Raw genomic sequence first — 25,032 nt, 5'->3', positions numbered from 1 at the left:
TTAGTCGCCAGCAATCCCGGCATTTTACGCATTTCTAACCTTCTTTCTGGAACAAAGAGGGGCCATATCTAGGCGCAAACAAAAAGCACAATTACCAATTGCTTCTACTCAAATCCTCTCAGTCATTGGCGAGAGCGTCCATTCCCCCATTTCCAATCACGATTCGGTAATAGAATCGCTCATCCTGACTCGACACGCCAAAAAAGCGAGCTATTTTTTTATGCAAGGTTGGGATTCGGAGGATGTTTGCTGCAAAAATTGAGCCGCTTGTTTTATGTTTATCAGTTTGAATCTGCCGATCGTAATTGATGTATATAGGACTTACGCACATCTTGCACCAGGCGTCAAAACCGGGTTTCTTGCAAATAGCTAAACCCGAAACCCTAGTTCTTGCGTAAAGAAACCCGGTTTTTCAAGCCTATTCCCCCATTCATTGTAGAATATAGGGCAGTTAAAGCCAACCAAAAACAGGTTAAGAATAACAGAAAATAGCGATTACCTTCATGCAACTCACCACGACAAAACATAAGAAACTTTTCCGATTCCTATCTTTTGCTTCGATCGCTTTCGGGTTTCTGCCAAATTCTGCGATCGCCTCCTATCAAAATTTATCCGCAGATTTCACCGGTGCAAAATGGCAAGCCGTTCCAGATACCGGATCTGAACCGATCTACATTGACACGAATAGCATAAAATTAGATGAAAGTCAAAGTGTAATCACCTACGATTTGATTCAACCTGACGGTACTTACGGTCGCATAGAAACAGATTGCGTAACTAACAAACAAAGGTCAATTCGTCAAGGCTCGTTTGAATCTAAAACTAAGGCTAGTTTCGTTTCCTTACCCAATGCAACATGGCAAAATATTGAAACAGATAGCCTACAAGCAACTATATCAGGTTATGTTTGTTCGTTAGGCAATCGAATTGAACCTGCAACCGAGGAAGCATTTTATAACACCAAAGTGCGACTACTCGAACAAATCACTCAAGGTTGCCAAGAAACCAAAAAAACGCAAGGTAACATAACCTATCAAATTTGCACCATCAACGGTCAACCTGTGCAAGCTTCCGAAGTTATTACCGAAGCGGGAGATGGTTTAGGATTTTGGTTTGAGAATAATAAAGTGAGGGCAATTCGCTTTTTCCATAATAGCGATCTTGTTATTTTCGATGATAATGGGCGGTTAGAAGTTGTATTTTCCGATGATGGGAAAATGCAAACTAATTTTACTGAAACGGAAAGGAAAGAATTAGAAGCAACTGCCAAAAACGGCTATCGAGATATTTTTCAGGTGTTTAAAATTTAGGGATTGTCAGCCAAAAGAAACCGGGTTTATCTGCGTGAATTGTCAGAAACCCGGTTTCTGAGCCTCTAGGAAGCCATTTCAGCTAGGGGAGAGCGATCGTACTGTTGCAGCAGATCCGCTGGATCGTCGTAGATTGCGATCGCATCAGACAATTGCTCATCGCTAAAACCACCGCAACGAAAAGCAATAACTCCTACTCCCGCTTTTCCAGCAGATTCAATATCGTAAGGAGTATCGCCCAACATCAGCGCTTTATCCGGTTCCAGGTTAGCTTTTTTCAAAGCTACCTCCACAATATCCGGTGCTGGTTTTGAGTTTTCTGCATCGTTAGAAGTTGTATGTTCCGGAATTAAATCGTCTACACCGGCAATTTTGAGCAAAACATCCATCTCTTGCGAAGTAGCCGAACTAGCAATAATTAAATGTAACCCAGCGTCCTGCATCTTTTGAACTAACTCTCGCGAACCATTGGCGGAAACTAACTGGGAAGAGAATTTCTTGATAATCAATTCCTTGCGGCGCTCGGAAATTTGTTTGCCAACACCCTCCTCGCTATTGAGTTCCGCCACCATTTTCGGAATTACCAGATCGCCACCCATACCGATGAGGGGGCGCACTTTTTCAAACTGAATTTCATACCCATAGTCAGCAAATGCCTCTACCCAAGCTTGTGCGTGAGCATCATTGCTTAAAACCAGAGTTCCGTCCACATCTAAAATTACACCCTCTAGCGCCATCATCTTCTCCTGCAACCTTTAATTGTTCGATATTGACATAGCGATCGCAAACCCTCATCTGTCTCTATGAGGAGGAGTTTGATACTTTGGGCATAGTTTGATGGTGCGATCGGGCTAGCGTTGCGTAGCAATATCCTCTAGATATTAAAAGTTTGACAAAGTACTTCCACAGCTTGCATGGGTAAATATAGTTTCATCGGGTTTTGTTTAAACGGTTCAAAACCATACTTTTGATAAAATTTAACTGCTTCTTCATCCAAAGTTTCTGCTATTACAGCTAAAGATGCCACTTGTGATGTTGCCTCTAGTGCTTTCTTAAGCGCGTCTAGTAAAATTAACTCACCTATACGTTTACCTTGCTGAGTGCGATCGACTGCAAGACGACCGAGCAAAGTAGCAGGAAGTAGGGGATACCGAGGCAAAATTTTGGCAAAAGATTCGCTCAATTCTGTTAATGCGATCGTGTAGGAAGAAAGGCTGTAATAGGCAATAACATCAGTGTTGGGAGAATCAACTAAAACAAATACCATTGCCACTCGCTTCTTGAGATCCTGGGATGCTTGTTTGCGGATGTAATTGTCCAGGCTTTCTTTCCCACAACAGAAAGTTGAGCGATTATGCTTGCGGCTATCAAGAGGTTCGATCGTCAGTCCCATTATTCATCACTTGTTTGTAACGCAAAGCGGCTGCTTTCAGTGCTTCATTTGGCGGCGGCGGATTCAGGAGAGTATTCACAAAAGCTTCACTATCCTCAAGGTTAAGTTTGAGTGTTTGGTGCTGTTCGATCACCTTGGAAGCTGCTGCTTGAACGCTAGCGATGACGAAATCTGTCAAAGTAAGCCCTTCTAAGTCAGCCGCTTTTTGCCAAATGGCTTTAATTTCTGGGCTGACGCGAGCTTCTAATCGGGCTGATGGTTGGGAGGGAGTGGCTCTAGGCATGGTGAATTGACGATCGGATGGTTTCTATATTATACGGCAAAATGCCGCATCGATAATGGGATGAGTGGAAGGACGAGTAGGCTGATATCTGGGTGCTACCCAAACCTTACGCTATTCCTTAGCGATAGAGAGCCTGCCTCGATCATCTCTTGTGAATTAAGTTCACAGAGCCTCTTGACACAGCCGTGAATATCGTTCACAATAATTTGTGAATAAAGTTCACAAAAATGCTGATTGTGTAGCCCTATGCACAATGACGATCTGATTGGGTTGTACGAAATAGCTCAAATAGCAAATGTTAGTCCTGCTGCTGTAGGAAACTGGAGAAAGCGATATTCCAATTTTCCTGTTCCTATAAAACAACTACAGTCTGGACCAGTATTCCAACGAAGACAAGTACTTAATTGGCTCAGAAGTAAGGAGGTACCAATGGCAAAGCTAATAGCACTTTTTAACAATAAAGGTGGCGTTGGGAAAACAACAACTATTTGGAATCTTGCTACTTCATTAGCAGAAAAAGATAAGAAAGTTCTTGCTATTGATTTTGATCCTCAGTGTAATTTATCTATTGCTGCACTAGGCAATGAGGGATTTTCAAGTTTTTTAGAAAGTTCAAAAGAATTACCCTATGGCAAAACTATTCGCTCATTCGCTCTCCCTTATATTCAACAGAGTGCCCCAGGAGTTCCTTACATTGATAAACCAAAAGTTGCTCCGGCCAAGGGCAAATTAGATATTGTGCCAGGTGATTTTTGGCTCAATAACTTTTCTGATATTCTCAATGTTGGTACTGATGTTATTGGAGGCGCTGGTTTATATCGCTTTTTAATGCCTTCCAGCTTAGTTGATGCAATAGAGAAAGAATATCAAACTCTATATGATTTTGTATTAATAGATTTGCCGCCATCTTTTAATACACTTGTCAGAGCAGCACTATATTCTTCCGATTATTTTCTGGTTCCCTGTACAGCCGACCTATTTTCGGCATATTGTGTCGGTTTAATTGGACAGGTTTTACCCAGATTTATAGAAGATTGGGAACAAGGTAAGACTCGTTTTCTTCAATCTAATTCATACGATCAAATATTGCCAAAAAAGGGACAACCAAAATTCGGTGGTTGGATTTTCAACGGGTTTGATACTAGGAAAAAAGCTGGTTCTAGTGAGATTGAAAAAACGGGAGCAGATAGGGCACAATTTGAGAAAGTACAAGCCTCTATTGAGGATCAATTGATACCTAAGTTAAACGGCATTAAACCATACAAAGCTGTTCCCGAATTTGTTGGAAAAATACCTGTGGCAAACATAGAAGACTTGAACGTGATGGCACCTGACAGTATTGTTCAGAATGTGCCTATTAAATATTTACATCAACACAGACCAACACGGGATATTGGTAGAGGTACTTGGTCTCAAGACCAGAAGAACCTAATGAGAAAAATGGATGAAGAGTATGACAAGTTAGCTGACTTCATCATTACTCATTTCTAATCAAAATCTTCCCTTTTTTACAGCTTATTTAATTTTTAAGCGCTCGCTCTTTAAATTTAAAGTTGCGAGCGCACTTCTTTAAATACTACATAATTTAACAGTATTAACAAACTTTGTACCTGATTGAAATTAAAAACCTTCTGCGTGTAAAGTTGTAATCCAAGTTCTAATCGAACTGCTTTTTCTCCTAGCTGAACAGAGGCTGAAGAAACGTTTAGACTAATCGACTCTTGGGCTGAGTTCATGGGCAATCACGATAAAGTAGTGTAGATACATGATAAGCGATCGCACCACCAATCCCTCAACTCAACCTACAACACAATAAGAAAAATCTATTAAAGTTAACCTTTATATCGAACAATTGAGTATAAATTTGATATAACTAATTTACCAACTACTTGAAGAATCTAGTTATGAAAACAGATATTTCTCTTCCAGACCAAATTTTTGAAGAAGCTGAAGCACTTGCTCAACAGTTGGGGATGTCTCGCAGCGAACTATATACCGAAGCATTGAAAGCATATTTGCGGCGATATAACCGAGAGCGGACTTTATCGAAACTAAACGAAGTGTACTCTCAACAATCTTCAGATTTAGACACAGTTATGGCAACAATGCAATTTATGTCTCTGCCAAAGGAGAATTGGTAGTGTATCGCGGTGAAATTTGGTGGGCGCAGCTACCCGATCCAATTGGTTCAGAACCGGGTTATCGTAGACCTGTGCTAATTATTCAGGATGATACATTCACACAAAGTCGCATCAGGACAGTGATTGTTGTCATTATTACTTCTAATATCGAACTTGCTAACGCACCGGGCAATGTTTTATTACCGCGTGACGCGACGGGTTTACCGAGAGATTCAGTTGTAAATGTCTCCCAGATATTTACTGTAGACAAAGCATTTTTAACTGAGCGTATTGGTGCATTACCAGTCAGCTTGCAAGAAGAAGTAGATGAAGGTTTACGGACAGTGCTTTATCTCTAACGATTGAGGATTTTCGATATAAGTACATATCCGTAAGTTTCACTTAACTGTAAACCAATTTCATAAGGTAACACATTCGCCATTGAAGCCTAACCTACGGCACAATAAGAATGAGGTCAACAAGGGAGGGGCTATGTCCAAGCGCAAAAAGCACGATCTCCAATGGATTAAAGAAACCCTAGAGTTAAAAGAAGACCACAACTGGAAATCAACGCCAGGAACTCGCATCTTTGTAGCTGGGCGGGGGGCTGTTCGGTTCGATGTCCCGGAGGATTGGTATTTTGAACCGGATGAGAAATCGTTCCGGTTTCTGGACAAAAAGCCACCAAACGATGATTGTCGCTTAGAAGTTTCGTATAATTTGTTGCCCCCTGCTGATTGGACAGATTTTCCGCTAGTTCCCCTATTAAAGAAGCTAGTTCGAGAAGATGAGCGAAAACCGATCGAACAAGGCGAAATTATTAAACTCAAGCGTCAAACTGCCCGCGTCGTTTGGACTCAATTTAAGTTTATCGACCCTCAAGAAAACCGCGAAGCTTATTCGCGAATTTGCATTGGGTTAGGTTCTGGTGTTCAGTGTTTGATTACTTTTGATTACTGGGTAGACGATGCGGAACGCTTGACTCCGGTATGGGATACGGTGATGAATTCGTTAGTTCTCGGTTTGTATATCAGCGATCCTCGCACGGGATTTGCATTACCCGATTAGTAGTTTAGTAAGAAACCGGGTTTCTTTTAGTAAAAAACCCGGTTCCGTGTAATTCCTAGAACTTGGGAGATTAAAATCGAATGATTGTGCAAGCAGAAGATAAAAAATATTACACTCCCGAAGAATATCTTGATTTTGAGGTTAACTCAGAAGAACGCCATGAATATATTAATGGGGAGATTGTTCTAATGACTGGTGGAATGCCAAATCACAACAGAATAGCTGGTAATTTCTATGCTGCTTTAAACTTTGCCCTCAAGCGTCAACCCTATGACGTTTTCTTTACAGATCAACGTCTTTGGATTCCGAGAAAACGCATCTATACTTATCCTGATGTGATGGTAGTTCAGGGTGAGTTGCAATTCCAAGAGGGACGGAGAGACACGATTACTAATCCGTTAATCATCGCTGAAGTTTTGTCAGATTCGACTCGAAATTATGATAAAGATGCTAAATTCTCAGCTTATCGAACTATTCCTACTTTTCAAGAATATCTCCTCATCGAGCAATATAGTATGCACGTCGAGCAGTTCTTCAAAACGGATAATAAACGCTGGACTTTTGCTGAGTATGATGATGCAGATGAAACGATTTCGTTAAATTCTATTTCTTTTCAAATCACACTGGCAGATATTTACGATAAGGTTGAGTTTGAGGTAATAGAAAGTAGCGAAGATTAGAAATATTTTTTACCGCAGATGAACGCAAATGAAGATTTGATTTGGCAAGAGTGATTAAGAATCGGTCATTTTACCTTTGACTATTAAGTAAATAGAGCCAGGTAACCAGAATAAAAGTGCTGTTCCTACTTGAAAAAAGTTACCATTGTGGAAAGCTTCATATAAATAATAGATGGTGGAAGCTAGACCGATCGCACCAATAATTCGCAGTGTATATGGGTGACTTTTGGGGAAGAAACAAAAGATGGCAATAACAACGCACACTCCCACCAGTCCGGCTGTACCCCAATAGAATAATGGTAGATTTTCAGGGGGTCTGGTGGCTAATATCTCTCGCATTTGCAAGATGAGAGAAATACCTGCAATTACAGAGAGAAAACCTAAAATATTATAGAAAGTTCTGTTCATAATCTTCGATTGTATACGATCATATATAAACTTTAAAAGATAATCATTTATAGATCCCCGACTTCTTGAAGAAGTCGGGGATCTTAACCTACTACCTACTTACCAATTCCCCATTCAGCCATTAGGAAATTTCATCTAAATCGACCCACTCATCATAGGACGAGTCATAATCTAGATAATGTATAAAGTATTGATTGCCTCGGATTTCCTGAATAGTTGCTGTATACCAATCCTCTTCATCATCATCCCAAACTTTGACTATTTGACCAACTGCATATCCATTATCGTCGGATGAATTACGATCGCGAACACGCACATCGGACGCATCAACCCAATCGTCATCAGATGAACCGTAACCGACGTAATTAACAAAGTATTCGTTCTTTTTGATTTTCAGAATAGTTGCTTGATACCAATCTTCGTCGTCTTCATCCCAAACTTCTACAGTTTGACCGACTGCATACCCACTAGCCGATTGTCCGCCCGACGAGCTACTTTGGGGAGAACTTTGTTTTTCTTGTTCGATTTCTGCTTTAACTAAAGTATGTGCTTGCAAAATTAAACGGCGAGCTACAGTTTGAATCCCGGTATGTTCGTAATAGTTAGTAGTTTGATCCAAAAATGCCGCTACGAAATCTAAATTATCATCAGCAATTTGGATAAAACTACCCACATGACTGAGGATTGCTTGGGGAGTAACGCCTGTCTTAGATACTAAGCCGTTCATCCAACCTTGCACGGCGTTGAAACTCTGAGTAATAAAACCGAATTTATCAGAGGTATTACTACCGGGCAGATAGTTTTGTACGGCTGTAAAGGCAGGATTTTGAGCGACTGCGCCAGCATTTGAACCGCTAATCATTTGGTGTATTTTGCTCAAGAAGTCTGGCCCTAATGGGAGCATTCCATCTAGGCAAACTAGAGCGCTCATCCGCATCATGGCGGCATCTTGATAATTGTTGCTGAGAGAATTCGCAAACTCTTGCGGGTTGGGATTAGGAATACCGTTAAGTTTGCAGAAGGCAATAATTTCGACTGCTATTTTCAATAACAGATCGACAGTTTGAGCGGTGTCTGCTTTGGGAGTGATATTGCCTAAAAAAGAGAGGAAACTAATTTTTTCACCTACTTTATTGGCTAAAGCCGCCGTTCCCATTGCTACGTCTGCTTTATCAATTACCTGATAAAGTTGGATGGCTGTTTGGTAGCCTTGTTGAGAATCTTGATATAAGAATGCAGCTCGATCGCGAATTTTTTGGATTACTTTGGCATCGCTTTCTCCGGTAATAGCACGGATACTGTTATCAAAACCCACCAAATTATTCCATTGACCTGGGGCAACGAAATCCAGAGCCTTTAAAGCTTTGACAGTAATACTATCATTTGGTAACTCGTCAACTAGCTGAATAATGGATTTGCCCATGTGTTTATTCTGGAACTATAGAACGCAATAATCTTATTAAATTCTAAGATATCCCCAAAAAGGGGAGTTATTCATAATATTTAATATGAGGATAATATTTAAAGGTTTATTAATAATTCAAAGTAAAAAATTAAAATAAAAAAATAATTAAATATTACTGGCCGATCGGATAGCGATCCGGATAATTCGAGCGATCGCTTGTATGGCCCGCAGAATGGGTATACATATAAAGTAAGATTATATTCATCTGCCATTTGCCACCCCCTCGACCCCATGTTCTGCGACTACCTGGTTCAAATCCTCACCGCCCGCGTCTACGATGTTGCCGAAGAAACGCCTCTAGACTATGCCCCCAACCTCTCTGCACGGCTAAATAACAAACTTTTGCTCAAAAGAGAGGATATGCAGTCTGTCTTCTCCTTTAAGCTGCGCGGTGCATATAATAAGATGGCGAATTTGCCGCCGGATAAGTTAGCACAGGGGGTAATTGCTGCATCGGCGGGAAATCATGCCCAAGGAGTTGCCCTTGGTGCAAGGAAATTGGGGACTACAGCGATTATTGTTATGCCCGTCACCACACCGCAAGTTAAGGTGGATGCGGTGAAAGCTAGGGGAGGAGAGGTGGTGTTGTATGGCGATACCTACGATGACGCTTATGCGTATGCCCGTCAGTTGGAAGCAGAGAAAGGGTTAACTTTTATACATCCATTTGATGACCCTCATGTGATTGCCGGACAAGGTACGATCGGCATGGAAATTTTGCGCCAATATCAGCAACCGATTCATGCTATTTTTGTGGCGATCGGCGGTGGCGGATTGATTTCGGGTATTGCGGCGTATGTGAAGCGGATACGCCCGGAAATCAAGATTATTGGCGTCGAACCGGTGGATGCGGATGCGATGTATCGATCGCTCAAAGCTGGCAAACGGGTAAGATTGCCGCAAGTCGGCTTATTTGCTGATGGGGTAGCGGTGCGGGAAGTGGGGGAAGAAACTTTCTGGCTGTGTCAGCAATACGTAGATGAAATAGTGCTGGTGGATACCGATGCTACCTGTGCGGCGATTAAAGATGTGTTTGAGGATACGCGATCGATTTTAGAACCAGCAGGTGCGTTGGCGATCGCAGGTGCAAAAGCTTATGTCGAACGAGAACAAATCGAAGGAAAAACCTTAGTTGCCGTCGCTTGCGGTGCTAATATGAACTTCGATCGGCTCAGATTTGTCGCAGAACGAGCAGAATTTGGCGAACGCCGCGAAGCCATTTATGCCGTCAATATTCCCGAACAACCGGGCAGTCTGCGTAAGTTTTGCGAATGTCTTGGCAGACGCAATCTAACTGAATTTAGCTATCGCATTGCCGATGAAAAAGAAGCACATATTTTTGTCGGCGTCCAAATTCAAAACCGTGCCGACGCTGGCAAAATGGTCGAAAGTTTTGAACTCTGTGGTTTCAAAACAATCGATCTCACCGATGACGAATTAACAAAATTACATTTGCGCCACATGGTAGGCGGACGTTCTACCCTCGCACACCATGAATTGCTCTACCGTTTTGAATTTCCCGAACGTCCCGGCGCATTAATGAAATTCGTCAGTTCCATGAGTCCGAACTGGAATATCAGTATGTTCCACTATCGCAATAATGGTGCAGATTACGGGCGAATTGTAGTAGGAATTCAAGTGCCGCCCAATGAGATGAAAGAGTGGGAAGCTTTTCTCGATACGCTGGGATATCGCTATTGGGATGAAAGTAACAATCTGGCTTATAAGTTGTTTTTGGGGTAGAGAGAACGGGCAATTGATAATCCGTTTTATCCCGCTGTACACGCTCAATAAAACTCAAATGCAGACTTACACAAAAAAAATCATGCCAATTACTCTTGAGTTAATTGCCAAAATTCATCAAATAAGGCTAGCTTAGCCTCTTTGATGGACAAGAAAGAGCTTTTGCTAAATTTGGAACCGATGCGATATTTCCAGTGTCCAGGATTAAACTTATTGGGAAACACACCCAGATTATATCCATCTATATTTAGAAAATGATTACCTTTGTCCGAAATGCGCCACTTTCTCGTCAGCCACTTTGCTTTTCGAGCCGCCTTATTCTTCAATTTATTTTCTTGCAAGCGGGGATTAATATAGTCATCGCTCAGCTTCTCAGCACACACACAGCCAACCTCAAGTTGGCCATCGAAATCATCATGTTCTAAGATATGGACAAACCGAATACGTTCGTTTCCGCACATCTCACAGGTTGCGTAATCTGTCTCCTCCGGTGAACTACCGTCCTCACGTACATCGATTACTGTTATACATCGCCATCCTTTATGTGGAATTTCAGGCTGACTCCATAAACCAGTCATAGAGTAAATTCAGTAGATTGTTTTGGGATAAAGGGTTTTGAAGAAAGAGCGTGGAGTTTTATTGCTTGCTAACATCTTGTATTCTAGACCTTATAAGTATCCCTTGACAATAGTATGTCATAATTAGCATATTGATCGACAGCACCAGTCCAGTCAAAGAGATAGGCAATAATGAAAAAAGTCTTTCAATCAACCGCAATAGTCGATCGGCATTTGCAGGATTCAGCCCAAATCCATTTCTTTCAATAGGGCGTGTAGCAACATTCCAAAATTCAACACAATTTTGAGAGGTAATATGTAAACTATCACCATTTTGGCGTAGTTTTCGGATAGCTGTTCTGATAGTTGGATGAAGTGAGTGAGAGCGATCGACAAGGCGCAACAGCACGTTAGTATCGACTAAGTACATCACAGTTATGGGTGTTCCTCGTAAATGCCAGCGCGACTCACAGCATAGTCTGATAGTACAGGTACATTCGTTCCTACACAAGCCTCGAATTGATCGGCTAAATTATCTGCGATCGCTTCCAATTCTTCATCCTCCCTTGCAGATATCTCATCTTTAGATTCAGCTTCTTTTACTCTTGAACGTTCTTTATGCAAAGTTAGAAAATCAACGAAATCAAGCACTGACTGAATTTTGGCTTCTGGTAAAGAATGCAGTTTGTGAACTATTTCTTCGATCGAGATTTCCATATTTATATAAACTATGCAAGTAACTTTATCAATTAGTATAGCAGCTTGTTAGATATTTTCGTCTGCGATCCGAGCTATGCTAGCTACAGGTGCGACTGCTAAAGAAATTGGAGAGGCTATCTCTAGTGTAGGATAAATGCGATCGCGACGATGTAGTAAGGTTTGGCGCAGAGAGTATAGAATATATTAGATATGATATATAGCGAACATGGATGATGATAGTAAACCTCTAGTCTGGTTACACGGTGAGGTCAAAACACCACCATTTAGTCAGGAAGCACGTATTGAAACGGGCGTACTGCTGAGGCGATTGCAACAGGGTGAAAACTTGGGATTGCCACATTCAAGACCCATGCCAAGTATTGGCAACCATTGTTATGAATTAAGAGTTCGGGATGCAGACAAGAATTGGAGAATTATTTATCGAATTGATGAAGATGCAATTTTAATTGTGGAGGTGTTTAATAAAACGACAAGATCCACACCTGCTAACGTAATTAAGATCTGCAAAAAACGACTGAGTAAATATGACAGCGATTCAGAGGAATAGTGATATGGATCGAGCTAAAAGAGAACGCCTAGAAGCAAAGGGCTGGAAAGTTGGAACGGTTTCCGAATTTTTAGAACTGACCCCAGAGGAAACCGCATTAATTGAAATTAAATTAGCCCTCAGTCGTAGTTTAAAAGAGCGACAAAAAACGCTAAGTATTGCCTTAGCTGAAAATGCCGATGCTTCTGTTTCGATCGAATTACTGATCCGAGCTATGCTAGCTACAGGTGCAACTCCTAAAGAAATTGGAGAGGCTATCTCTAGTGTAGGATAAATGCGATCGCAAAAAGCTATGTTATAAACCTTCTATGCAAACACCACAAACCGAACCAACACCTGAAGCCTTAATGCCAAGCCTTTATGAAACTGACTTTTATGCGTGGACGCAAGAACAAGCGAAACTGCTCAAACATCAGCAATGGAGTCAGCTTGACTTGCCTAATTTAATAGAGGAGATTGAATCTTTGGGAAAACAACAGCGTGCAGAACTGAGAAATCGATTAAAGGTTTTAATCGGACATCTGTTGAAATGGGAATTTCAGCCGGAACGACGAAGCCGTAGTTGGTTAATGACAATTCGCGTTCAGCGTCGCGATACTCAAGAATTACTGCAAGAAAATCCCAGTCTCAAACCTTATCTGCAAGAAGCAATTCAAAAAATATATGAGAGTGGTAGAGATCTGGCTGTCGGAGAAACAAACCTGCCACTCAAAAGCTTTCCTGAAAATTGCCCGTATACGTTAGAAGAAATTTTTAGCGATCGCTTTTATCCAGGTGAACTTGCGGCGGATGACTTAATGGAATAATGGCTTATTCAGCAAAACTAGCTCAGATTAGCATCTGTATGATAAGTTTGAGCGGGTAGGATCGCCTACAGCCAATCTTGTATAGGAATGTCACGTTATGAGAAAACTTTACTTTTTGCTTCCCGGTACAGGTAAAAAATTTGCTTGCGGTGGTCTTTGGGCAGAGTTAAAAACATACAATCTTGCTAAGCAAGTTTGCAGTGCGGAAGTCGTGACTTATCGTCAGCGGGAAAAAGACACGCTTTTTTTAGATGACTTGCTGAAAGAGCCAAATTTAGATGATGTTATTTTGGCGATTAGTTGGGGATTTGATGTCCCTAAACTAGCTGCCAAGCTGAAACCATATAATGTGATTTATCACGCTCACAGCAGTGGGTATGGATTCAAGCTTCCAGCTAGTATTCCAATTATTACGGTTAGTCGAAATACGATGGGGTATTGGGGACAAGCATCTCCTTACTCGCTCATTTACTATTTGCCCAATCAAATTTCTGATGAATTTCAAAATTTAAACCTTGAGCGGGATATTGATGTTTTAGTCCAAGTCCGCAAATCTTCTGAATATCTCTTGCAAGAATTGATTCCGGCTTTGCAGAAACAATTTAAAGTCTGCGTTGTTGATTCCTATGTAGAAGATTTACCCGGTCTTTTCAATCGAGCAAAGGTTTATTTGTATGACTCCGCCGAGTACTGGGCGCTACAGGGAGTCAGTGAAGGGTTTGGTTTGCAACCAATGGAAGCGATCGCGTGTGGGTGTCAGGTATTTTCCAGCGTCAACGGTGGGTTATCCGATTATTTAGATCCGGGATTTAATTGCTATAAAATAGCCGGATACTCAAAAGAGTACGATATCCAGCGCATCCAGAAAGTGCTGGCAAGTTCAGCACCGATCGTACTACCGGAATATTTTTTGGCCGAGTATCGTTATGAAAATATCATTAAACGGTTAAATGTTATTTTGACCGATATAAATGAGTTTTTCGATCTAAAAAAAGAGCAGCCATCAAATATCAAGAGTTTAACGAGAATGCGGATGGCGAAATTACTGACGCAAAGGATAGTTGCTAAGGTGAGAAAAAAGTTTTTTAGTTGAAAAAAGCAAGAAACCGCGTTTCTTGCAAATACTCTTAGCTGAAATACTGATTTTTCGTTGAGAAACCCGGTTTCGTAGGTCTGATTGAGTGCAATTGCACGACATCAACTTGAGGAAGCGATCGCCGCCGTGTTGCGTAACACATTTGTGCAGTTAAACAAAAACACATCAACGGTAGATACATTTTTACACCAAGCAGGTACAATTATTAATGCCAGCATATAGATAACGTTAGAAATTTTGCAATTATAGAGCTTTCAGCTATGCCATTCTTATCTGAGCCGCCGATTTCCGTTAAAATCCGCAAAATGAAGGAAAGAGTGCGGTGGGAAGATCCACTCATTACCCAACGGGGAATCGATCAAACCCGGATGGTTATAGATGATGGTTTTGCCGAAAATCCAGAATTTTCATTTTTGGTGATCGGCGATAGCGGTTCGGGATATCATCGGGGATACAACCCGCAAAGAAAAATAGCAGAATTGATGCTGGCGCACAAAGAAAACAGTAGTTTTGTCCTGCACACAGGAGATGTAATCTATCTAGTTGGTTCCAGCGAATATTACCCGAAAAATTTCATCAAACCATACCGAGAATTTCTACTGGGTGGCGAAGAACCAAAACGCATTGCATACGATCGCATGACCTTCACCCTACCAATTTTACCAGTACCAGGTAATCACGATTATTATGATGTTTCCTTGATATTAGGTTTGCTTGCACAAACTGCACTGCCTTTTCGTCGCCTGCTTAAATCTCAGATAGATTTTGATGTGATGCTGCACGGTTCTTTTCAAGGCAAAGCTTACGCACAGGCTTTTCTTGACTATCTCAAAGCTTTCCAGAACCAGGCAGAACTTGGCCGTCATCTTGACCGATATTATACTGCCAAAACCGATACAGGGCGCTGTCTTTCTTATCAACCAGGACGCTTTACCCGCTTACCCAATCGCTATTACACATTCCGTTATGGCGGCATTGACTTTTTTGCGGTTGACTCGAATACCTTTAACGCGCCACTACCCCTACCTACAACTCGCAAAGGCAAAGCTTATCGGCGCGAATTAGAAAAGCGTCTTCTTCAACTGGAACAAGAAAAAGAGCAAATCCTCGATACCTCTGGCAATCTCGATCCGAACTTACCGGAAGAAGCTGAATATATCAACGATTTGCAGGCAAAATTAGAGCAAATTGACGAAATGGAACTGGACATCAACAAACAATTGGCATCGAATGAAACAACCGTTACCGATTTTGAACAACTTGATTGGCTAAAACAAAAATTAATTGCATCCTGGCACACAAAAGAAGTGCGCGGACGTATAATTTATTTTCACCATCCCCCTTATGTTACCGAAGCGACGAAGTGGTATCAAGGACAAACATTGGCAGTTCGCCGTCGCCTCCGCCAAGTATTAGATGAAGTTTCTTCAGCAGTGGGTTCGCTACCAGAAGGTCGTCCGCTAGTGGATTTAATTTTAAACGGTCACGCGCACTGCTTGGAATATATTCGCACTGGCGATACCGGACACGCTGATTCTCATCTCAACTGGATTGTTTGCGGTGGTAGCGGTTATAGCTTGCGCCGTCAGCGAATTGAGGGGCCAGAATTGACGGAAACTTTTGAGGATGCTGCTGGCATTTCCAGCCGAAAGATAGCAGAATCTCTGTTATTTGTGGGTCGTGAAGGACAGGGTAAAAATAAGCGACGACCTTATTCTTTTTTACGAATTGATGTTAAGGAAGGTCGATCGCCAAAATTTATCGTGCGTCCGTTTATCGCTGAATGGTTCCAGCACGAGTGGAATAGTAGCGCGATGGAACCGTTTGTCATATGAAAGGGGCTAGGGCGTCGGGGCTAGGGGCTAGGGACTAGGAGAGTTTTGAGTTTTCAGTTTGTAAGGACTTTGCACACAACATCTGTACAGAGTTTTGAGTAAAAAAACTGCCTTCCTCCTTTTATTCTCAGTCTCCAATTGCTTGGTATCAACGATTGACTGCACTCATCCCTGATTCGGGATAGCGCAATCCAGCGGCGACACCTTTGGGTGCAACTTCATCGATGCGTTGGAGATCTTCCGGTGTCAATTCCACATCGACTGCACCGACATTTTCCTCTAAATATTTGCGCCGTTTGGTACCGGGAATGGGAACAATATCTTCACCTTGCGCTAATACCCAAGCTAAAGCTAATTGTGCGGGAAGGCAACCTTTTTGTTGCGCTATTTCTTCGATGCGTTGTACCAATTCCAGGTTTTTCTCAAAGTTTTCCCCTTGAAAACGGGGTGATTGACGGCGATAATCATCGGGAGCTAAATCCTCGAATTTTTTAATTTGACCTGTGAGAAAACCGCGTCCGAGTGGACTGTAGGGAACAAAACCGATGCCGAGTTCTCGACAGGTGTCGAGAATTCCGTCTTCCGGATCGCGACTCCATAGGGAATATTCGCTTTGCAATGCGGTAATGGGATGTACCGAGTAAGCGCGACGCAATGTTTCCGAACTCGCTTCGGAAAGTCCCAAATAGCGAACTTTGCCTTCTTTTACCAGTTCCGCCATTGCGCCGACGGTTTCTTCAATGGGTGTGTTGGGATCGACTCGATGCTGGTAATAAAGATCGATCGTTTCTACGCCAAGACGCCGCAAACTACCTTCGCAGGCGCTACGTACATATTCCGGTTTACCGTTGATACCGCGAAAGCTTGCATCTTCACTGCGAACGATACCGAACTTGGTAGCTAAAATTACTTTATCGCGTCGATCGCCGATCGCTTTTCCCACCAATTCTTCGTTCTTAAATGGCCCATACATATCGGCGGTATCGAGAAAGGTTATCCCCAATTCCAACGCTCTATGAATGGTAGCAATTGATTCAGCATCGTCGCGATCGCTGTAGAAATCCGACATTCCCATACAACCTAAGCCGATCGCAGAAACCGTAAGTCCGCTTTTCCCTAACTGTCGTGTTTTCATGGTTAATTACCAAATTTTATCCCATCTTCTCAGTAGGTTGGGTTGAGTGATAGCGAAACCCAACAAGTCCTTTGATTTATTTAGGTTTCGTTACCTCAACCCAACCTAAGACCAAAATCTCTATGCAGTAGCGAAACCCAACAAAGCCTTCGATCTAGTTGGGTTGAGGTAACGAAACCCAACCTACTGCCAAAATCACTCATTTCCGATACTTTCATCAAATAAAATTTCCTCCTCTGCACCCCATTCTAGATCGTAAATTCCATCTCTGACATAACGATGAAAACTAGAATATTCCCAATCCTTCGGTGCTGATACTAATCCATGTTTTACGGGATTGTAATGTATGTACTCTACATGATTGGTAAAATCCTTTTCATCTCGTATTTGATGCTCCCAAAAGCGACGTTGCCAAATCGCCTGCTCTTGTTTATTTTGCCTTGATTTTGATATTTTCGTCTTATACTCCACAGCACATCTCCGAGTAAAGTAATTTTTAATTAAACGCCAACGTTTGGAGAAGTTATAATCTCCATCTGGTAAAGTCAAAATGGAATGGATATGCTCTGGTAGCACGACAATAGCATCTATTTTAAATGGATGGTGTTCCATTACGTATCGAAAAGCGTTTCTTAGTAGGGATATGTTATCGGGTTGGCATAAAAATTTTCGTCTATTGTGGGTGACGACGGTAAAAAAGTATGTCCCTCCCTCTATTTTTGCTCTTCGATATTCCATAGCTTTTAGTTAGCTTATTGATGGGTATTGCCTTTTGTTGGTTTGGCTAATATTGAGTCGGTTGGTGTTGGGTTTCGCTATCGCTCAACCCAACCTACAAACTAAATCTTTAGGTTCGCTTTCTCCTCAGATTGATTCTAGGTTCTCTTTTACGGTGATCGCTTCATCTACAGTAGCTTCTATAGTTCTTTGTTCCAAAATAGCTTCTTCTAAATAAGCATCGATTTTTCGCAGTAAAGACGTATAAGCCTCTATTGAGGCTATTGGGCTTCCTGCTCCTTTTGCCTTGGCTTCATAAAACTCACAGGCTGCATACCCAACTGATAAAAACACAATCATATTAGTAACGGCGGGAATGAGCGGGTCAGGTATTGAATCTGATAATAAAAAATCAATACCTAACTTTGCGAGTTTCTCTCTTCGCAAAGCCCAAGTAAAAATTATTAAATAATCACCTTCTTTAAATTCATCAAAACCGTAGCAAACTCCGATTTGATAAATCATTTCTACCAGTAGCCCTCTGATACCTAAAAATTTTACAGTTATTTTTGATGCGATAGTCCCTACTTTAGGAATTCCAGCCGCTAGTATTGGTAACGGTGTTGTTATTGTGACAAACAATGCCTTTTCATAAATTAAACGATTAGCAATTTGCCGATTTGTTTCATAGGGATAATCTTGCTTAAGCTTTCTGACAACTTCTTTAGCTTTAAAATGCTTTGGTCTTTGGCCTCTAATCGCATCTATTATTCGATCTCGCCAATATCTGCTCCATAACTCATTTACTATTTTCCATATAAAATTAAGAACTTCTCCTCCTACTTGAATTGTTTGTTGAAGCCACTCACGTGCCTGTTTTTCGCTGTTCACCAAAGCATTTGCTACAGCTTGGGTATTTTGTTCAATTGCTTTCTGAGTATCTTGGAAAGACATCGCTAATTGTTCGATATCTTTTGTCGCTTTATTCTGGATTGCACTTTGCGTATCTGCAACAAACTTTACTAAAGCATGAATTTCTTGTTTGGCCTCTTTCTTTGCTTCTACCTGCAAATTAATGTCTTGTTTGGCCTGATGCTTTAATTCTTTCTCATCATCAATACCATATTCGGTAGCACTATCATATCCTTTATAAAAATTAACCTGCGTTAGTAATGATTTCATCAAGTTGGAAACAACCGATACGGTAACAGCATTGCCAAATTGTTTTTTAGCACTACTTTCATTTTTTGCCATGATAAACCAATCGGGGAATCCTTGCAACTTTCCAGCATCTTTAGCAGAAATAGGTTTAAAAATTTTGGTTTGGTAAATCTCTTTAATAAATTTATCTTTATATTCTTCAGGATTTTCACAGCCTTCTATAGAAATGTTTGCTATATAATCTTTATTGCCTGTGGCTGTCAATGTAGGTATAATATCTGAATGAGGTAGGAAGATTCTATAAATGCCATTGATTCCTGCCGAATTTTTAGAATTGACAAACTCATATCCTTGGTTTTTTACATACCGAAGAATATTCTTTCTAATTAGCTTGTCTAGTTCTTCCTGTTTGAGGTCGGGGATTAATTCTGCCAAATCTTCAAAAGATAAAGGATTTCCATCTTTTGAGCCATATTTTTTCTTTCTCCTGTTTTTCAGAATGGTATAACAAATCAATTTTTCTCTTTCGCTAGTCCTGATAATATCCCAGGAATGAATAGTGGTGTGACCATCTCTAGTATCGCAAAAGACAAAAAAATCATTTAATTCATCATCTTTTTGAAACCGATTTCTCGATCGCGGTATTTTCTTATCTCCATATAAAATTTGAGGTTCGATTTTTGATTTATTAAAATTACTGCAATCTTTTACCCCATCAATAAAGCTATAGAGTTTAGGTTTAATTTCCAATGGTTCTGGAAAGCTAAATTCTTGGGCGTTTTCTAAATCTTTTCTTATCCCTACTATAAAAACTCTTTCCCGATTTTGTGGCAAACCAAAATCATAAGAGTTTAGTAGCTGCCATTTGACAAAGTATCCTATGCTTTGAAAGCTACGTACTAGATGCTCAAAATGTTTTTTATTTATTGGTTCAATTAAGCCTTTTACATTTTCAAATATAAAAATTTTGGGTTGATTTATTCTCACAACTCTCAGGGTATCGAACCAAAGTTCGCCTCTGGGATCGTCGAACCCTTTAAGCTTACCAGCTACAGACCAAGGCTGGCAGGGCACTCCACCCACTACTACATCTACTTGAAAAGGAAATTTATCGATATTGCGAATATCTCCTAACCTGATATCCGCGCTATTAGAATTATTAATAAATTTTTTTTCATAAACTTCGATCGCTGCTTTATCAATTTCGGAATAACCTAAACATTTCCCACCCAGTTCTTCTAATGCAATTCTAAATCCTCCTATTCCTGCAAATAGATCGACAAAAGTAAAACCAATTTTCTCCAATTTTGATTTGCATGGATCGATAGATTCTATTTGACTAGGTGAATAGACATCTTTAGTAAGAGTTTTCATTTTTATTACTAGAATTAACTTCCCAATTATTAAGAAAATTATAATTTTTTCAAAGAATATACAAATTGTCAAGTCTTTGCCGCATTATTTGTATGATGTCTGACTGCATCTATCTATATTGTATGACAAGTTGAATTTGGGCATGGAGTAGGAGATTGCTTCCCACGTCCGGCCACAAATTATTTATAATTGTTTAAACTGGTTGACATTTGCCGGCGCGAATCAATCCGACGCGACGTGCGATCGCCTCATCTCTCGAAGCAATTGGCCCCCATTTTTCTACTATATTTGCATCTTCCTTACCTTCCACGCGATCGCTAGGCAGAATATCGCAGTGACCTTCATTGCGCTTGACAATATACCAAGTTTGTGTATTTTCCATATTTACTAAAAATCTTGTCAGTTTTGCTCATCAAATAGGGCATCAGCTGCCCGATGCCCTACCATACATAATTGCAGATTTCAGATTCAAATTTAACGATCGAAATCTGAAATTTGAAATCTCAAATCTGAAATCTTATTAGCGGTGACCGTTGCCGTTAGTCTTGCCGTTACCGCTAGTTGCCACCACCTTTTCTGCTAGCTTGTCCGGTACTTCTTGCAGGTGGTCGAACTTCCAGTTAAAGAAGCCAACACCCATAGTAAGCGATCGCAACTCCACAATAAAGTTCTGCATTTCCGCTTGCGGCAAATAAGCAGAAACCTTATCCCAACCTTTCCAATCCGACCGACCTTCGTAGCCCAAAATTTGGCCGCGATGTCCAGTCAGCAATTGCATTACCTTAGAAGTAAATTCTTGAGGCGTACAAACCTCAACAGCAGTAATCGGTTCCAACAACGTCGGTTCGCACTTGGGCATTCCTTCCTGCATTGCCAAACGCGCTGCTTGCTTGAATGCTTGTTCCGAACTATCGACAGTGTGGTAAGAACCATTGATCAGCGTCACCGCCACATCGACCACCGGGAAACCCAACGGCCCATGTGCCAGAGACTCCCGCACACCAATTTCCACACCAGGAATGTACTGGCGCGGAACCACTCCGCCCACAATCTTCTCATTAAAGTTGAAGCCTTCCCCGCGAGACAGGGGTTTGATGTCCAGATAAACATCGCCGAATTGTCCGTGTCCGCCGCTTTGGTGCTTGTAGCGCCCGTGAACGGACGAAACAGCTTTGCGGATAGTTTCTTTATAAGGAACTTGCGGCAGGTGCGTACTCATCGGCAGATTGTACTTGCGGCGCAACCGGTCTAAGGCTACTTGCAAGTGAATTTCTCCCTGACCCCAGAGAATAACTTCGCGAGTATCGCCGTGTTGTTCCCAACTCAAGGATGGGTCTTCTTCGATCAGTTTGCCAAAGGCGCTGCTGATTTTCACTTCATCGTTGCGCTTTTCGGCTGTTACCGCCAAAGCGTAAACCGGCGTCAGTTGTTCCGCTTTGGGTAATTCTGACGCCGGTTGTCCGCTATTAGTCGATAGGGTATCCCCCGTTTTTATGCCCTCCAAACGTCCCACAGCCACAATTTCGCCGGCTTTGGCTTCTTGGATGCCGTTTTGTTGTTGACCTGCGAGACGGTAGAGTCCGCCAGCACGCACGCCGTTGAGAACTGCGCCATCTGTGAGAGTACCTTGCCAAACTCGCACGAGGGAAAGTTTGCCACCTTGGGGAGTGAAGTAGGTTTTCAGCACTTGCGCTAGAGGTGCGTCGCCACTGAGGGTAATTCCCCGCCGTCCCAATGTGGTTTCTGGGGTGGGTGCTTCCCGCAGCAAGGCTTGCAGTAGGGGTCGAACGCCAAAATCTTTTTCGGCAATACCCAGGAATACTGGCACGATTAGATCTGCGCCCAATTCCATTTTCAGGTCTTGGATAATTTCTTCTTGGGGCGGTTCGATTTCTTCTAGCAGTTCTTCCAAAAGGTGGTCGTCAAAGTTAGCCAACTCTTCTAACATTTCCGTCCGCGCTGCGTGTTCTTGTTCTTTGAGTTCGGCGGGGAAGGGAACGGGGTCTGCTGGCGCACCTGGGTGATAGTGGTAAGCTTGTTCGGTAACTAGATCGATAAAGCCAACGAGGTTTTCTCCTTGACCGATCGGATATTGGTGCGGTACTAACGGACGACTGGAGACGTTTTTGAGGGCGTGCAGTACGTCCATGAAGTTGTTGTTCGCCCGATCCATTTTGTTGATGAAGACTAGGTGGGGAATTTCCCAGTCGTCTAAGAATTTGAATAGGGGGGCGAGGGTGAGGACGCGATCGATTACTGGTTCGCAAACCACTACCGCTGCATCTACACCAATTAAAGCATTATAAGTTTCCTGGGAGAATTCCACCGATCCGGGACAGTCGAGGAACGTGAACCGCACGCCGTCGTATTCGGTGCAGGCGGTTGCGATCTCGACGCTCATTTGGCGATCGCGTGCTTCTGGGGCGCTATCTCCTACTGTATTTTTATCCTTGATGCTGCCTTTGCGAGTAATCGCACCTGTGACGAACAAGATACTTTCTAGAAATGTTGTTTTGCCGCTCAGATAGGGGCCAACGATCGCCACATTACGAAAACTGGAAACGACTTTTTCGTTCATAAATCCTCCTTTTCGCGTCGCTGTCAACTTGCTTAAGAGTGCAGCTGCCGCTTGTGACAGTGGATAGCAAATGTTTTTCGAGTAGTAAGGGTGAGTTTGGCCAGTTTGCTGGTTAAATAACTGAAATTCTCGCTCAACTTCCCCTACGCGCCTGTAGATTTTGATAGAAGCCGTTTAGTAGAATGTCCGAGTCTATTGTCAGTTGTCCGTTGACGATAAATTTTTCAACTGACTACTCACAACTGACGAGCGGGTGCGTGCAAAATTGTGGATTTTTTTATAGATGGCTGGTTTAACCCGCCCCTACACAACAGACTTCTCGGTTGTTAATGGTTGAGCTTACCTTGTCAGGATTAACTCACCTATTTGAAAACTTACCTCGTATTTAATAACAGGTTAACCACTTTTTAACAGACTGTCATAAAAATCTGATTTTGTTTTACAATAAAGTTTATTATTTATTAATTTCAATAAAGTTTTATTTTCAACTAATAATTTTTATTTCATTAGTATTTCCAGTCCCCAATTACTCCTTGCCACCGTAAGATTATCGATCGCAAGTTACCTGTTGTTCTTTTCTCCCCCGCTCCCCCTAAGCAATACATATTCTTTGAGCGGGAAGGGAGTAAGAGTCCGGTAGGGGCGAGTTGGGAAACCCACCCCTAACCAACTTATTTCATCGGGTCGCAGAAGCTGACCTGCCGTGTTTGGCAATTTGCTGTTGCAACGCTTCCAAACCTTTGGCGTATTGGGGGTCTGCCTTGGTGCCGATTTCCTCGCGGTTGCGGCTCAATTCTTGCCGTTGGGCATCGTTGAGTTCGATCGTCACATCTGGTACGATACCGGCGTGATTGATATCCCGACCGCTGGGGGTGAAGTATTTAGCGATCGTCACTGCCAGTCCGGAACCGTCACCCAGTCCGCGTACTGACTGCACTAAGCCTTTGCCGAAGGTTTTTGTGCCGACGAGGACGGCGCGTTGGTTATCTTGCAGCGCCCCAGAGAGAATTTCGCTGGCACTTGCCGATCCGCCATCCACCAGCACAACTAAGGGTTTATTGGTAAGTTGGCGGTTGTTTGCTTTTTGGCGATCGCTTACTCCCTGACGGTCTACTGTGGAGACAATGCCACCATCTTTCAACCACATTCTGGCAATATCGATGCTGGCGTAGAGGAGTCCGCCTGGGTTAGAACGCAGATCCAAAACGTAGCCAGAAACTCCTTGCTTTTCTAGTGCTTGAATTGCCGCACGCATTTCTCCTGCTGCATTGGCGCTGAACTGATTCAGGCGGATGTAGCCAACGCCGCCGGGGATATCTTGAGTGCGACTGTAGCGGACGGGATGGATTTCGATGCGATCGCGTTTCAGCTTAAATATCTTTTGCTGATTGTTTCGCATCACAGTCAGCGTCACTTCTGTACCCACTGGGCCTCGGATCAAGCTGACTGCATCGTTGACATCCATACCATCGGTACTCTTGCCATCTATCTTGAGGATGATATCTTTGGCAAGCACCCCAGCTTTAGCCGCTGGCGTACCTTCAATCGGCGCGATTACAACCAGTTTTTTGCTGTCTTCATCTTGGGAAAGTTGAATACCAACACCAGTCAGTTCCCCAGAGGTATCAATTTGCATACTCTTGAATTCTTCGGGGTCCATAAACCGGGTGTAAGGGTCATCCAGTTTTTTCAACATTTCCCGGATTGCCTTGTAAGCTTCCTCCTTGCTGGTGTAGTTCCGGCTCAGATATTCGTTGCGAACTTTCTGCCAATCAACTTGGTTGAAGGTACCGTCTACGTAGTTGCGATCGACTATCTGCCAGACCTCATCAACCAATTCTTTTGGACTATCGCGAAAGAAAGCTTGACTTGAAAGGTGAATACCAGCGCCGGTTACTGCCACAGTCGTCAATACTGCGGCTGTTGCACCTAAAACGAGTCCACGTTTTGCTATAACCATCTTTATCTCTGAGCCGGAAGGGAAAAACTGCAATGGGAGTAAGCCCAATTTAACACAGGCTTTTTGTGGAAATGTT

At 42.2% G+C, this 25,032-nt stretch carries 27 protein-coding genes; 13 read left to right on the top strand and 14 right to left on the bottom strand.

The features are described from left to right. Positions 1-503 precede the first annotated feature (503 nt). Entirely contained in the window at positions 504-1,310 is an 807-nt protein-coding gene (locus H6G03_RS02810) for a hypothetical protein (RefSeq protein WP_190461859.1), read from the top strand. Between the two features lie 65 nt (positions 1,311-1,375). On the opposite strand, the gene H6G03_RS02805 is transcribed toward H6G03_RS02810, so the two are convergent. The 3 genes from H6G03_RS02805 to H6G03_RS02795 all read right to left on the bottom strand — a co-directional run bounded on the left by H6G03_RS02805 (position 1,376) and on the right by H6G03_RS02795 (position 2,986). Further along, positions 1,376-2,047: an HAD family hydrolase gene (locus tag H6G03_RS02805; protein ID WP_190461900.1), complete on the bottom strand. Its 672-nt coding sequence runs from the start codon at positions 2,045-2,047 to the stop codon at positions 1,376-1,378. Positions 2,048-2,184: 137 nt separating this feature from the next. Further along, positions 2,185-2,703, bottom strand: a complete 519-nt coding sequence (locus H6G03_RS02800; RefSeq protein ID WP_190461857.1) for a GNAT family N-acetyltransferase — start codon at positions 2,701-2,703, stop codon at positions 2,185-2,187. Beyond that, positions 2,678-2,986 carry a type II toxin-antitoxin system TacA family antitoxin gene (locus H6G03_RS02795; RefSeq protein WP_190461855.1) on the bottom strand — a complete coding sequence of 103 codons (309 nt, stop codon included), beginning with the start codon at positions 2,984-2,986 and terminating at the stop codon, positions 2,678-2,680. The genes H6G03_RS02800 and H6G03_RS02795 overlap by 26 nt, the downstream gene beginning before the upstream one ends. Before the next feature lie 429 nt (positions 2,987-3,415). Here H6G03_RS02795 and H6G03_RS02790 point away from each other — a divergent pair, with 429 nt between their 5' ends. From H6G03_RS02790 to H6G03_RS02770, 5 genes are all read left to right on the top strand, one after another. Then, positions 3,416-4,477 carry a ParA family protein gene (locus H6G03_RS02790; protein ID WP_199315102.1) on the top strand — a complete coding sequence of 354 codons (1,062 nt, stop codon included), beginning with the start codon at positions 3,416-3,418 and terminating at the stop codon, positions 4,475-4,477. 413 nt (positions 4,478-4,890) lie between these two features. After that, positions 4,891-5,127: a CopG family ribbon-helix-helix protein gene (locus H6G03_RS02785; protein ID WP_190461851.1), complete on the top strand. Its 237-nt coding sequence runs from the start codon at positions 4,891-4,893 to the stop codon at positions 5,125-5,127. Further along, positions 5,127-5,465: a type II toxin-antitoxin system PemK/MazF family toxin gene (locus H6G03_RS02780; RefSeq protein ID WP_322111838.1), complete on the top strand. Its 339-nt coding sequence runs from the start codon at positions 5,127-5,129 to the stop codon at positions 5,463-5,465. Before H6G03_RS02785 ends, H6G03_RS02780 begins: the two co-directional genes overlap by 1 nt. Before the next feature lie 133 nt (positions 5,466-5,598). Next, positions 5,599-6,174: a hypothetical protein gene (locus H6G03_RS02775; protein ID WP_190461847.1), complete on the top strand. Its 576-nt coding sequence runs from the start codon at positions 5,599-5,601 to the stop codon at positions 6,172-6,174. A gap of 80 nt (positions 6,175-6,254) precedes the next feature. Then, positions 6,255-6,854: a Uma2 family endonuclease gene (locus tag H6G03_RS02770; RefSeq protein WP_190461845.1), complete on the top strand. Its 600-nt coding sequence runs from the start codon at positions 6,255-6,257 to the stop codon at positions 6,852-6,854. A 54-nt stretch (positions 6,855-6,908) separates the two neighbouring features. On the opposite strand, the gene H6G03_RS02765 is transcribed toward H6G03_RS02770, so the two are convergent. Then, a complete protein-coding gene (locus tag H6G03_RS02765; RefSeq protein ID WP_190461843.1) occupies positions 6,909-7,262 on the bottom strand; it encodes a hypothetical protein in 354 nt (117 codons plus the stop codon). A gap of 121 nt (positions 7,263-7,383) precedes the next feature. Then, positions 7,384-8,685, bottom strand: coding sequence for a Tudor-knot domain-containing protein (locus tag H6G03_RS02760; protein WP_190461842.1), 1,302 nt, complete (start codon positions 8,683-8,685; stop codon positions 7,384-7,386). 273 nt (positions 8,686-8,958) lie between these two features. Here H6G03_RS02760 and ilvA point away from each other — a divergent pair, with 273 nt between their 5' ends. Then, entirely contained in the window at positions 8,959-10,470 is a 1,512-nt protein-coding gene (gene ilvA, locus H6G03_RS02755) for a threonine ammonia-lyase, biosynthetic (RefSeq protein ID WP_190461839.1), read from the top strand. Between the two features lie 89 nt (positions 10,471-10,559). Here ilvA and H6G03_RS02750 read toward each other — a convergent pair whose 3' ends face one another. From H6G03_RS02750 to H6G03_RS02740, 3 genes are read right to left on the bottom strand one after another with little or no spacing between them, the layout of a single operon-like run. Next, positions 10,560-11,048, bottom strand: coding sequence for a hypothetical protein (locus tag H6G03_RS02750; protein WP_190461837.1), 489 nt, complete (start codon positions 11,046-11,048; stop codon positions 10,560-10,562). 58 nt (positions 11,049-11,106) lie between these two features. After that, positions 11,107-11,457, bottom strand: a complete 351-nt coding sequence (locus H6G03_RS02745; protein ID WP_206756602.1) for a type II toxin-antitoxin system VapC family toxin — start codon at positions 11,455-11,457, stop codon at positions 11,107-11,109. Positions 11,458-11,462: 5 nt separating this feature from the next. Next, positions 11,463-11,744 (bottom strand): hypothetical protein, encoded by a 282-nt coding sequence (locus H6G03_RS02740; protein WP_190461834.1) that lies wholly within the window; start codon positions 11,742-11,744, stop codon positions 11,463-11,465. A 208-nt stretch (positions 11,745-11,952) separates the two neighbouring features. Between H6G03_RS02740 and H6G03_RS02735 the strand changes: the two genes are divergently transcribed. The 6 genes from H6G03_RS02735 to H6G03_RS02710 all read left to right on the top strand — a co-directional run bounded on the left by H6G03_RS02735 (position 11,953) and on the right by H6G03_RS02710 (position 16,031). Next, positions 11,953-12,294, top strand: a complete 342-nt coding sequence (locus H6G03_RS02735) for a type II toxin-antitoxin system RelE/ParE family toxin (protein ID WP_190461832.1) — start codon at positions 11,953-11,955, stop codon at positions 12,292-12,294. Between the two features lie 4 nt (positions 12,295-12,298). Next, positions 12,299-12,568 (top strand): transcriptional regulator, encoded by a 270-nt coding sequence (locus H6G03_RS02730; RefSeq protein ID WP_190461829.1) that lies wholly within the window; start codon positions 12,299-12,301, stop codon positions 12,566-12,568. Positions 12,569-12,602: 34 nt separating this feature from the next. Further along, positions 12,603-13,100 (top strand): DUF29 domain-containing protein, encoded by a 498-nt coding sequence (locus H6G03_RS02725; protein WP_190461828.1) that lies wholly within the window; start codon positions 12,603-12,605, stop codon positions 13,098-13,100. A gap of 97 nt (positions 13,101-13,197) precedes the next feature. Continuing rightward, complete coding sequence (locus H6G03_RS02720) at positions 13,198-14,193, top strand: glycosyltransferase (protein ID WP_190461825.1); 996 nt, start codon at positions 13,198-13,200, stop codon at positions 14,191-14,193. 84 nt (positions 14,194-14,277) lie between these two features. Next, the gene (locus H6G03_RS02715) at positions 14,278-14,418 is read left to right on the top strand and encodes a hypothetical protein (RefSeq protein WP_190461824.1); all 141 of its coding nucleotides are present in this window, start codon (positions 14,278-14,280) and stop codon (positions 14,416-14,418) included. A gap of 38 nt (positions 14,419-14,456) precedes the next feature. Beyond that, on the top strand, positions 14,457-16,031 hold the full coding sequence (locus H6G03_RS02710) for a metallophosphoesterase family protein (RefSeq protein WP_190461822.1): 1,575 nt from the start codon (positions 14,457-14,459) through the stop codon (positions 16,029-16,031). A 148-nt stretch (positions 16,032-16,179) separates the two neighbouring features. Here H6G03_RS02710 and H6G03_RS02705 read toward each other — a convergent pair whose 3' ends face one another. The 6 genes from H6G03_RS02705 to ctpC form a co-directional block, all read right to left on the bottom strand. Further along, positions 16,180-17,166 (bottom strand): aldo/keto reductase, encoded by a 987-nt coding sequence (locus H6G03_RS02705; RefSeq protein ID WP_190461820.1) that lies wholly within the window; start codon positions 17,164-17,166, stop codon positions 16,180-16,182. A gap of 195 nt (positions 17,167-17,361) precedes the next feature. Further along, positions 17,362-17,904, bottom strand: coding sequence for an REP-associated tyrosine transposase (locus H6G03_RS02700; RefSeq protein WP_190461818.1), 543 nt, complete (start codon positions 17,902-17,904; stop codon positions 17,362-17,364). 126 nt (positions 17,905-18,030) lie between these two features. Further along, entirely contained in the window at positions 18,031-20,418 is a 2,388-nt protein-coding gene (dcm, locus tag H6G03_RS02695) for a DNA (cytosine-5-)-methyltransferase (protein ID WP_190461816.1), read from the bottom strand. A gap of 193 nt (positions 20,419-20,611) precedes the next feature. Further along, a complete protein-coding gene (locus H6G03_RS02690) occupies positions 20,612-20,800 on the bottom strand; it encodes a DDE transposase family protein (RefSeq protein WP_190461815.1) in 189 nt (62 codons plus the stop codon). A 138-nt stretch (positions 20,801-20,938) separates the two neighbouring features. Continuing rightward, positions 20,939-22,996: an elongation factor G gene (locus tag H6G03_RS02685; protein WP_190461812.1), complete on the bottom strand. Its 2,058-nt coding sequence runs from the start codon at positions 22,994-22,996 to the stop codon at positions 20,939-20,941. Between the two features lie 676 nt (positions 22,997-23,672). Then, positions 23,673-24,956, bottom strand: a complete 1,284-nt coding sequence (gene ctpC / locus H6G03_RS02680) for a carboxyl-terminal processing protease CtpC (protein WP_190461811.1) — start codon at positions 24,954-24,956, stop codon at positions 23,673-23,675. Positions 24,957-25,032: the final 76 nt, after the last annotated feature.

This window comes from Aerosakkonema funiforme FACHB-1375 (assembly GCF_014696265.1).
Lineage (GTDB): Bacteria > Cyanobacteriota > Cyanobacteriia > Cyanobacteriales > Aerosakkonemataceae > Aerosakkonema > Aerosakkonema funiforme_A.
This window is presented reverse-complemented; position numbering and strand designations above follow the sequence as displayed.

Bases quoted from the DNA above. Each gene is read 5' to 3' on its own strand.
- H6G03_RS02725 (WP_190461828.1), top strand. From the start codon at position 12,603: ATGCAAACACCACAAACCGAACCAACACCTGAAGCCTTAATGCCAAGC.
- H6G03_RS02770 (WP_190461845.1), top strand. From the start codon at position 6,255: ATGATTGTGCAAGCAGAAGATAAAAAATATTACACTCCCGAAGAATAT.
- H6G03_RS02730 (WP_190461829.1), top strand. From the start codon at position 12,299: ATGGATCGAGCTAAAAGAGAACGCCTAGAAGCAAAGGGCTGGAAAGTT.
- H6G03_RS02690 (WP_190461815.1), bottom strand. From the start codon at position 20,800: ATGGAAAATACACAAACTTGGTATATTGTCAAGCGCAATGAAGGTCAC.
- H6G03_RS02785 (WP_190461851.1), top strand. From the start codon at position 4,891: ATGAAAACAGATATTTCTCTTCCAGACCAAATTTTTGAAGAAGCTGAA.
- H6G03_RS02750 (WP_190461837.1), bottom strand. From the start codon at position 11,048: ATGACTGGTTTATGGAGTCAGCCTGAAATTCCACATAAAGGATGGCGA.
- H6G03_RS02795 (WP_190461855.1), bottom strand. From the start codon at position 2,986: ATGCCTAGAGCCACTCCCTCCCAACCATCAGCCCGATTAGAAGCTCGC.
- H6G03_RS02745 (WP_206756602.1), bottom strand. From the start codon at position 11,457: ATGTACTTAGTCGATACTAACGTGCTGTTGCGCCTTGTCGATCGCTCT.
- H6G03_RS02710 (WP_190461822.1), top strand. From the start codon at position 14,457: ATGCCATTCTTATCTGAGCCGCCGATTTCCGTTAAAATCCGCAAAATG.
- ilvA (WP_190461839.1), top strand. From the start codon at position 8,959: ATGTTCTGCGACTACCTGGTTCAAATCCTCACCGCCCGCGTCTACGAT.
- H6G03_RS02800 (WP_190461857.1), bottom strand. From the start codon at position 2,703: ATGGGACTGACGATCGAACCTCTTGATAGCCGCAAGCATAATCGCTCA.
- H6G03_RS02705 (WP_190461820.1), bottom strand. From the start codon at position 17,166: ATGAAAACACGACAGTTAGGGAAAAGCGGACTTACGGTTTCTGCGATC.
- H6G03_RS02720 (WP_190461825.1), top strand. From the start codon at position 13,198: ATGAGAAAACTTTACTTTTTGCTTCCCGGTACAGGTAAAAAATTTGCT.
- H6G03_RS02700 (WP_190461818.1), bottom strand. From the start codon at position 17,904: ATGGAATATCGAAGAGCAAAAATAGAGGGAGGGACATACTTTTTTACC.
- ctpC (WP_190461811.1), bottom strand. From the start codon at position 24,956: ATGGTTATAGCAAAACGTGGACTCGTTTTAGGTGCAACAGCCGCAGTA.
- H6G03_RS02765 (WP_190461843.1), bottom strand. From the start codon at position 7,262: ATGAACAGAACTTTCTATAATATTTTAGGTTTTCTCTCTGTAATTGCA.
- H6G03_RS02775 (WP_190461847.1), top strand. From the start codon at position 5,599: ATGTCCAAGCGCAAAAAGCACGATCTCCAATGGATTAAAGAAACCCTA.
- H6G03_RS02735 (WP_190461832.1), top strand. From the start codon at position 11,953: ATGGATGATGATAGTAAACCTCTAGTCTGGTTACACGGTGAGGTCAAA.
- H6G03_RS02790 (WP_199315102.1), top strand. From the start codon at position 3,416: ATGGCAAAGCTAATAGCACTTTTTAACAATAAAGGTGGCGTTGGGAAA.
- H6G03_RS02685 (WP_190461812.1), bottom strand. From the start codon at position 22,996: ATGAACGAAAAAGTCGTTTCCAGTTTTCGTAATGTGGCGATCGTTGGC.
- H6G03_RS02805 (WP_190461900.1), bottom strand. From the start codon at position 2,047: ATGGCGCTAGAGGGTGTAATTTTAGATGTGGACGGAACTCTGGTTTTA.
- H6G03_RS02760 (WP_190461842.1), bottom strand. From the start codon at position 8,685: ATGGGCAAATCCATTATTCAGCTAGTTGACGAGTTACCAAATGATAGT.
- H6G03_RS02810 (WP_190461859.1), top strand. From the start codon at position 504: ATGCAACTCACCACGACAAAACATAAGAAACTTTTCCGATTCCTATCT.
- dcm (WP_190461816.1), bottom strand. From the start codon at position 20,418: ATGAAAACTCTTACTAAAGATGTCTATTCACCTAGTCAAATAGAATCT.
- H6G03_RS02740 (WP_190461834.1), bottom strand. From the start codon at position 11,744: ATGGAAATCTCGATCGAAGAAATAGTTCACAAACTGCATTCTTTACCA.